The organism is Streptomyces sp. NPDC047072 (assembly GCF_040643855.1).
GTDB lineage: Bacteria > Actinomycetota > Actinomycetes > Streptomycetales > Streptomycetaceae > Streptomyces.
The window spans coordinates 37,713-45,912 of the sequence record NZ_JBEYVC010000074.1 but is presented as its reverse complement, the minus strand read 5'-3'; the positions used below and the strand labels follow the sequence as shown (position 1 = coordinate 45,912).

Annotated in this window: 8 protein-coding genes and 1 pseudogene; all 9 read left to right on the top strand. The window is 69.8% G+C overall.

Annotated features, from left to right (window positions below):
* A pseudogene (locus tag ABZ896_RS28090) lies at positions 1-537 on the top strand (hypothetical protein); the annotation flags it as partial.
* The gene (locus tag ABZ896_RS28085) at positions 534-2,591 is read left to right on the top strand and encodes a hypothetical protein (RefSeq protein ID WP_360934889.1); all 2,058 of its coding nucleotides are present in this window, start codon (positions 534-536) and stop codon (positions 2,589-2,591) included. The pseudogene ABZ896_RS28090 and the gene ABZ896_RS28085, both read left to right, overlap by 4 nt.
* Positions 2,591-3,661, top strand: a complete 1,071-nt coding sequence (locus ABZ896_RS28080) for an enolase C-terminal domain-like protein (protein WP_360934886.1) — start codon at positions 2,591-2,593, stop codon at positions 3,659-3,661. Before ABZ896_RS28085 ends, ABZ896_RS28080 begins: the two co-directional genes overlap by 1 nt.
* A 20-nt stretch (positions 3,662-3,681) precedes the next feature.
* Positions 3,682-4,086 (top strand): hypothetical protein, encoded by a 405-nt coding sequence (locus tag ABZ896_RS28075; protein ID WP_360934883.1) that lies wholly within the window; start codon positions 3,682-3,684, stop codon positions 4,084-4,086.
* On the top strand, positions 4,083-4,751 hold the full coding sequence (locus tag ABZ896_RS28070) for an HAD family hydrolase (protein ID WP_360934880.1): 669 nt from the start codon (positions 4,083-4,085) through the stop codon (positions 4,749-4,751). Before ABZ896_RS28075 ends, ABZ896_RS28070 begins: the two co-directional genes overlap by 4 nt.
* On the top strand, positions 4,748-5,542 hold the full coding sequence (locus tag ABZ896_RS28065; RefSeq protein WP_360934877.1) for a class I SAM-dependent methyltransferase: 795 nt from the start codon (positions 4,748-4,750) through the stop codon (positions 5,540-5,542). Before ABZ896_RS28070 ends, ABZ896_RS28065 begins: the two co-directional genes overlap by 4 nt.
* Positions 5,539-6,372 carry a creatininase family protein gene (locus tag ABZ896_RS28060; RefSeq protein WP_360934874.1) on the top strand — a complete coding sequence of 278 codons (834 nt, stop codon included), beginning with the start codon at positions 5,539-5,541 and terminating at the stop codon, positions 6,370-6,372. Before ABZ896_RS28065 ends, ABZ896_RS28060 begins: the two co-directional genes overlap by 4 nt.
* Positions 6,356-7,123 carry a phytanoyl-CoA dioxygenase family protein gene (locus ABZ896_RS28055; RefSeq protein ID WP_360934871.1) on the top strand — a complete coding sequence of 256 codons (768 nt, stop codon included), beginning with the start codon at positions 6,356-6,358 and terminating at the stop codon, positions 7,121-7,123. Before ABZ896_RS28060 ends, ABZ896_RS28055 begins: the two co-directional genes overlap by 17 nt.
* 32 nt (positions 7,124-7,155) lie before the next feature.
* Positions 7,156-7,806 carry a Sua5/YciO/YrdC/YwlC family protein gene (locus ABZ896_RS28050; RefSeq protein WP_360934868.1) on the top strand — a complete coding sequence of 217 codons (651 nt, stop codon included), beginning with the start codon at positions 7,156-7,158 and terminating at the stop codon, positions 7,804-7,806.
* The last annotated feature ends 394 nt before the right edge of the window (positions 7,807-8,200 follow it).

Sequence of the window (8,200 nt, the reverse complement as noted above, 5' to 3'; positions counted from 1 at the left end):
CTCCGATCGCTGCGGAGCGTACTCACCGAGCACGGCATCAACGCACGGATCGGCTTCCTCACCTCGGTGCTGCGTACCGAGGAGGCGTTCGAGGAGATCGCCGCACACACGTCCCCCTTCGTGCTGCGCCTGACCGCCGAGTGCTTCACCCGGCGCGACCTGCTGCTCAAGGCCAGCAAGGCCACCCTCGCGACCTCCGAGATGGCGCAGGTACTCCAGCGCGCGCTACGCGTCGGCCACGACACCTCGTTCACGTACATCGTCGGCCTGGACGGCCTCGAAGCACTCCGCGAGGGTGTCGAGGCCCTCACGCCGTACGTCACCGAGTTCCCGAACTTCCAGGTGTACCAGGCCCACAACTCGATCATGGCCGGGCTGCGGTTCGACGGCGCCGAGGAGCTGGAGTTCTACCTCCAGGCTCGTAGAGCCATCGAGGAGATCATGGGCTCCAGCGGTCTGCGTCCCGTGGCGTGGGAGTGCTACCGGCCCCTGTGGTACTTCACGTTCGCTGGCGAGAGCCTGGTCGGTGGGCGATGACCGACGTCGCGGTCCTGGCCGATGCCCTCTGGAGAGCCGCGACGTACGCCTCGGTGTGTCAGCTGCACCTGCGTGGGAACGTGCTGCTCTCCGAGTCCCTGTGCCACGAGCACGTGAAGCCCGATCCCTCCGGTCACTGGGGCACCGTTCCGGGAACGGCCTGGGCACTGGCCCATGTCGCGCTGGCCGCGGGCCGGACGTCCCCGGACCGGGACGTGGTGCCGATCCTCGGCGCCGGCCACGCGGGGATCGTCCAGCTGTCGATGGCCTGGCTCAGCGGAGAACTCCAGGCGATACGCCCCCAGTTCACGCCCGACGCGGACGGCCTGGTCCGGCTTTCACGGGCGTTCCCTCACGTCGACGGGCTCGGTGCCGAGGTCCATCCCGCCCTGTGGGCCGGGGACTACCTCGGAGGACGGCTCGGCGGTGCACTCGCGTTCGCCCAGGGCGCCGCGCTCGACGCGCCCCACCGCGTCCTGGTCCCCATCGTCGGGGACGGTGAATGCGAGACGCCCACGACGGCGGCCTCGTGGCTGGCGGCGGACATCGTGCCGGGTGCACGGGTGCTTCCCGTCATCCATGTCAACGGATTCCGGATGGGCGGTCGAAGCCTGCTCGGAGGAATGACCGACGAGCAGCTGCGCGCGTACGCCAGCGGCCAGGGCTGGGACGGCCGAGTGGTGCATGTCGTCGAGGGCTCCGAGGAGGAGCACGCGGCCTTTCACGAGGTGTTCCAGGAGGCCCTGGACGCGACCAGTCGTGGCTGCCGTGTCGCCGTCTTCCTGCGGTGCACGAAGGGCTGGGGTGGACCCGAGACGGTGGAGGGCCGCCGCATTCTCGGCACCCCGCGCGCCCACAAGACCCCGCTGTCAGCCCCCGGACGCGTTGCCGACCAGCTGGAACTCCTGGAGCGGTGGCTCGCCCGGTACACCCCCCACGAGTTGTTCGATCCCGACGGGCGCCCGCTGGGCGCACTGGCTGCTGCGATGGCGGCGGCCCGGTGGTGTCGCCTACGCCCGACGCACGCCGCACAGCAGTCGGCCGAGCGCCGAACGCCGCTCGGCTACGAGGGCTTTGGCACGTTCGCCGGCGCCGTGACCACCGTGATCCGCGACCAGGTCGCGGACGGCGGGTTCCAGGTGTTCAGCCCGGACGAGCTGGCCTCCAACCGTCTCGGGGGCCTGGCCGGAGAACCGTGGGCGAAGGAGCTGCTGGCCGAGGAGGTCCTGCTGGAGTGGCTCGCCGGCTGGACAGCCAGCGGCCGTCGCGGAGTGCTGGTCTCCTACGAAGCCTTCGCTCCGCTGCTGCTGAGCGGGGTTGCCGCTCACCTCAAACAGCGCCGCCTCGCGGGGGCGCCGGTCCTGCCGAGCCTGAACCTGCTCCTGACGTCGTACGGCTGGAACAACGTCTTCACGCACGGCGATCCGTCCTTCGCCACAGCGCTCCTGGCCATGGGCGACCCCGCTGTCCGCGTGCTCACACCTGCCGATCCGACCCGCACCGCGGTCGCTCTGGAGGAGGCGCTCCATTCGGACGGGGGCGTCAACGTCGTCGTGGCGGGCAAGCACACCGCGACCGCCCACCCCACTGACACCGTGCACGAGGAGCAGGCGTGCGGCCTCGCCATCTGGCCGCATCTGAGCGATGACGGCGAACCGGACATCACCGTCGTCACCGCAGGCGACCTCCCGGCCGCCGTCGTTACCGAGGCGGTCCCGCTGCTTCGCGGAGACCGTGGATGCCGCGTCCGGGTGGTGAATCTCCTGGACCTGACCGTGCTCGGTGATCCCACGACGTGGCCGCGAGGGTTGTCCGACGCGGACATCGATCAGTGCTTCGGTCGGCATGCCGCTGTTCTCGTGGTCACCCTCGGCCATCCGGCCGCTGTGTGGGGGCTGTTGGCGGGAAGACTCCGCCGTCCGACCGAGGTCATCGGCTGGCAGGAGCCGACGGGCCCGATGCCCCAGGCCCAACTCGCCGAGATGCTGGGCCTGACCCCCGTCGGCCTGGTGCGGGCGGCGAATCGCCTTCTCGCGGCTCGGGAGACGGTCTGATGAGCGCGGCCCGCATCGACCGGATCGACGTCGTCGACATACGCGATGCCGAACCCCCAGGGGATGACACGGCGTTCATCGCCCTCCACGCGGCCGGGGAGACGGGCTGGTACGGCCCCGTCAGCGCTGCCATCGCCTCCTACGCGGACAAGGTCCTCGCCCCGGCCGTGATCGGAGCCGATGCCACAGACCATCAGGCGCTCCGCCAGCGCCTGTCGGGGCCGGCGGTCGTGAGCTCGGACCCGCATGCCCCGTGGGCCATGGGCGCCATCGACTGCGCGGCGTGGGACCTGCACGGACGCCTTGACGGTCGTCCGGTGGCGGATCTCCTGACTGCGAAGACCGTGCGCCGATCCGTACCGGCGTACGCGTCGTGGCTGACACGGGAGCTCACCGGCCCCGTCTCGTCGGACGTCCTGCGCGAAGTTCTGGCAGGCGGTTGGGCCTTCACCAAGTGGGGGCTCCGCAGTCGGTCACCGTACGACGTGACGGAGGAGGCACGGGTACTCGCCCGGGCCGTGGAACACGCGGCCGAGGAAACGGGGGCCTGGATCGCCGTCGACGCTGTGGGCACGTGGTCGCCCTCCTTGGCCCTGGCATTCGCCGAACTGGTCGATCCGTCCGCGTTGATCTGGCTGGAGGATCCCCTGCCACGCCACGATCTCCGGGTATACGGCCAACTGGCAGCGACGCCTGTGCCCTTGGCCATCGGCGAGCGCCTCTCGCTCCGCGAAGACACCACCACCGTGCTCGACACGGCCCGCCCCGTGGCCCTGACGTTCGATGTCGTCGGATGCGGCGGTCTCACCAGGGCCCTCGAAGTTCTCGCCGCTGCCCGCGCCCACGAAGTGCCCGTCTATCCGCACGGCCGCTCGCTCGTCCCCGGCGCCCACCTTGCCGCGGCGTTCCCCGAGGCCGTCCCCGCGATCGAGTACCGCCTCCAGTGGGAGCCGGGTCGACAACACCTCTACGACCACGCCTGGCGGCCCGAACACGGACACCTACGCCTGCCGGAATCTCCCGGTCTCGGCACCATCCCGAGGAGGACCCCGTGCCGCGAACATCCGTAAGCCTCCCAGTGGAGGGATCAGTGAGGCTCACGCCCGACGGGCCGCTCCTGGTGCTGACCGAGCGCCTCGGCGGGCACGACACCTTCCTGTCCGGACGTCTCGACCTGGACGGTACGAACACCTCCGTCCGCATCCTGACCCTGGACGACGTCACCGTCCTGCACCCCGCGGACTCCGGCACTCTGCCCGCGCTCGAAGCACACTGGTCCGGGACCCTGCACCTGGCGCACGGCCTGCGTCCGCAAAAAGCGCCGGGGGACCTGGAGTCGGCCGCCGAGGCCCAGGGACGGGTCCTCGCGGCCCTGGACGACGCGGAACTGCGCTATGCCCTCACCTTCCTGTCCGAGGCCACCACGCGGGAGATCCGTGCAGCCCGCATCGCCGTCATCGTCTCCGCACTGCCTCCCGCGAGGAGCGCCGCATGAACCACCGACGCCCCCACCTCATCAGCGTCGACGTCGGAGGAACGCTGGGGACCGCGGAGGGCCCCGGTCTCACCATGCGGCTGGCTGCGGCATCCCCGCTGCCGGCGCAGCAGGCGCGCGCGATCATGCGCGACCGCCTGCACACGCAGCCGTCGCTCGGCGACGCCGTCGTGGCCGACGTGTGCGAGGCCCTGCAGGTCGCACCCGCCGACTTCCCCCGGGACCTACCACCTGCGCCCCTCACGCTGTTCCCCGGAACGACGGACGCCCTGCGCGTGCTGAGCGAGGTGGCGACGGTCGTGACCCTGTCCAACGTGACCTGCGCGGACGCGGACACGGACGGGCTCCGGCGCCGTACGGCACCCTGGGTGAGCGACTTCTTCCCCTCCTGCCGTATCGGCTACGCCAAGCCGGACCGGAGGGCGTTCCACGCGGTCGCCGAACTCTGCGCGGTGGATCCGGCGCGCATCCTCCACATCGGTGACGACTGGGCCTGCGACGTGGTCGGCGCCGTCAACGCCGGAGTCGGGGCCGTCTGGATATCGCGTGGCCGTCCAACTCCCCAGCCGGATCTAATCGTTGATCACGGCGTGCTCGTCGTCGACGACCTCCCGGCCGCGGCCCGGCACGTCCAAGCACTCTCACGCACGGAGGAAATCCCATGAGCAGCCTGTTCACCGGCACCGTCGGCTACTACCGGCAGTACCGTCCGGGCATCCCGGCCGAGGTGGCCGACGTCCTGGACCGGGCGACGTCCACCAACCGCCCGCGCCGCCTGCTGGACGTCGGTACCGGGACTGGCCTTGTCGTGGAAGCGCTCCTGGAACGCTTCGACGACGTCATCGCCATCGACAACGACGCCGACATGCTCGCCGCGGCCGAATCGGCGCTCCGCCCGGCTCTTCCGGACGGCACGAATCTGTCGCTCGTCGAATGCACGGCCGAGGAGTTCACCCCGCCGTCCGGTTGGAGCGCGGATCTCGTGACGATCTGCCGGGCCTTCCACTGGCTCGACCAGGCAGCCGTCCTAGCCGGCCTTGACACACAGGTCGCCCCCGACGGAGCCGTCGCCATCTTCGGCGACAACAGCTTCTGGGCGGCGGGAAGCCCCTGGAAGGAAGCCGTGCGCGGCGTCATCAAGGAGTTCCTCGGCGAGGAACGGCGGGCCGGCCAGGGGACCTTCCAGCACCACAACCGCCCGTACAGCGAGATCATGGAGGAGTCGCCCTTCAACCAGGTCGAGGAGGTACGGGTTCCGGTCCAGCGGACCTGGACGACCGACAGCATCCTCGGATACCTGTACTCGACCTCCTTCGCGGCCCCGCACCTGTTCGGCGCCCGACTGGGCGAGTTCGAGGCGAAGGTGAAGACGACGCTGGCCGAGTTCAGCGACAACGACACCTTCGGCGAGGAGAACGAGTTCCTCATCAGGATCGGCCGCCGGAACCGTACATGAGCGCAACCGGGACATCCCGCAGGTACGACCTGCTGACCGCGCCGGACATCCCGGCGCGGCTCAGCCGCCACTCGGTCCTGGTCCTGCCGATCGGCTCGACGGAGCAGCACGGTCCCCACCTGCCGCTCAACACCGACACCGTCATCGCCGACCGATTCGCCCAGATGCTGGTCGGACGCTACGGCGACCACCACGACCTGTGGGCCCTGCCCGCCCTGCCGTACGGGCTCTCCCCCGAGCACGCCTGGGCGGCCGGCGCCGTCTCGCTGAACATCGCCACGTTCAGCAGCCTGGTCGACACCGTCGTCGGCCAGTACGTCAGCGCCACCGCCGCGCGTCGGCTGCTCATCGTCAACGGGCACGGCGGAAACCGAGGCGTCCTCGAAACGCTGGCCCACGAACTCCAGCAGACCCATGCCATCGTGGTCTGCGTCATCCACCCCGTCTCGCTCGCGCCCGAGGCCACCGACAGCGAACTGCCCGAGATCCACGCGGGTGTTCGCGAGACCTCGATGATGCTCGCCCTCGCCCCGGACACGGTGCATCTCGACCGCATCCCCGCCGACTACGCCCTTGATCCGGGCCGACGACGCGAGGAGATCGAGCGGCTCGTACTCCGACGTGGCACCACATGGCCCTGGTCATCCGGGGACCCGGCCATCTCCTCACTCGGCGTCATCGGCGGCGACCCCCGAAGAGCCAGCGCCGCCGCCGGCCACTCGATCATCGAGAGCGCCCTGGAGGCGGGCGCGGAGGTACTCGCCCGCCTCGCGGACCCCACCACCCACATCCCGGACACCCTGCGGAGGAGCCATGTCCCTCACCCGTGAAGAGAAGACCAGCTTCGTACGGGACGGCCTCGCCGTCCGCCGCGGCCTCGTCCCCGCGGACCTGATCGCCCGAGCCTCGTCCCTCATCGGCGGCTGGGTCCGCGAGGAGATGGACTCCTCGCAGATCTCCGCGTACACACAACGCACCTTCGCACCCGAACTCGGCCAACACCCGGACCTGCTCGGCCTGTTCTCGAACTCTGGAGCGGAGGAACTGGCGACGGAGCTGCTCGGTGACATCCAGCCGGTCACCACCACGCAGATCCAGATCCGGATACCGGAGGACGCGCTCCCGACGTCGCAGCCCGAGAAGGCGATGCATGTCGACGGAGTCGCCTGCCCGCATCTCGATCCCGACGAACTGCGCACCTTCTCACTGCTCGTCGGCGTGGTGCTCTCCGACATCGGCGATCCGGACGGCGGAGCACTGCGCTACCTGCCCGGCGGGCACTACACCATGGCCCGGTGGTTCGCCACCGAGTGGTCCCTCGGCGTCACCGATCAGGTTCCCCCGCAGATCGACACCGAAAGCGGAGCACCCTTTCTCGGCAAGCCGGGCGACGTCCTGCTCATGCACCACCTCGTCCCGCACTCGGTGGGCCGGAACCACACCTCGACGCCCAGGGTCATGGCGTACTTCCGCGTGTCACATCCCCACCACGCCCAACGCCGACTCGACGCACTCCGCGACCCGTGGCTCGACTACCCGCCCCTCACCACCGGCACGGCTACCGCCCCGACAACCCGATGAACACCGACCGCGACCTCGTGAGGAGCATCTCCATGCGCCTGATCCACCCCACCGACCTCGACATCGCCGCCCGCGCGATCGAGGCCGGCGAGCTGGTGATCGTACCGACCAAGCGCTGGTACATGATCTGTGCCGACGCCGGAAACCCGGATGCCTGCAAGCGCATCTTCGACGGCAAGAGGCGCCCTGCCGGCAAGTCCCTGGCGTTCGTCCTGCCCTCCCTGGAGGCATGCGAGGAACGCTTCCAGCTCACGGCGGAGGCCAGGCGGCTCGCCGACGAGTTCTGGCCCGGAGATCTCGCGCTCCTGTTGCCGTGGCGCGATCCCGCCGAAGCCGCTCGGCATACAGCCGTCGGTTCCCCCGCGTTGACCACCTACGACTCCGGCCTCCTCGGCCGGCTGGCGTCCCTCTCCACTGCGGCCGTCGCCGCGACCACGGTCAACATCTCCGGCGACGCCGGCCCCGACGACCCCGGCCCGGCCGTCACCCTCGACGAGGTCAACCACTTCCTGGAGGCAACAGGCGTGGCCGCATCGGTGATCGTGGACGGCGGCATCTGCCCGGCCGCCAACCACATGACGATCGTGGACTGCTTCACGCCGGAGGCCCGGCTCGTGCGCACCGGTCTCGTCCATCAGCGCGCCGTCTCGGCCGCCTTGGGGCGCGACGTCCGAGGCACCTGAGACGCGTCGAACGTCCAACCACCACCAACATCCGCTTACCCTGCTGAGCCCTGGCCAACGGCCTGGACCGGCGGCCCTCGAACGCCGTACGAATCGAGACGAGGAGAAGACGATGGAACGCTTCACACCGCGCTTCCAAGGGGAGCCATGGGGCGACGGAATGGAGGTGATCCACGCATATCTGTTGCCGCGGGCAGGTGTCGACGACGAACTGCTGGCACTCGCGCAGTGTAGGTTCGCATTTCGGATGTCCCTTTCTCATTGACCGTGGCCCTTGTCCGGCCCAAAGGACGTCGCAGTGAGACGAACTCCTGTCTGATCGTTCACTCGTCGTAGTGCTGATCCTGGTCTCGATCTATGCAGCGGCCTTCTCCAACCTGATCGTGGAGACGTC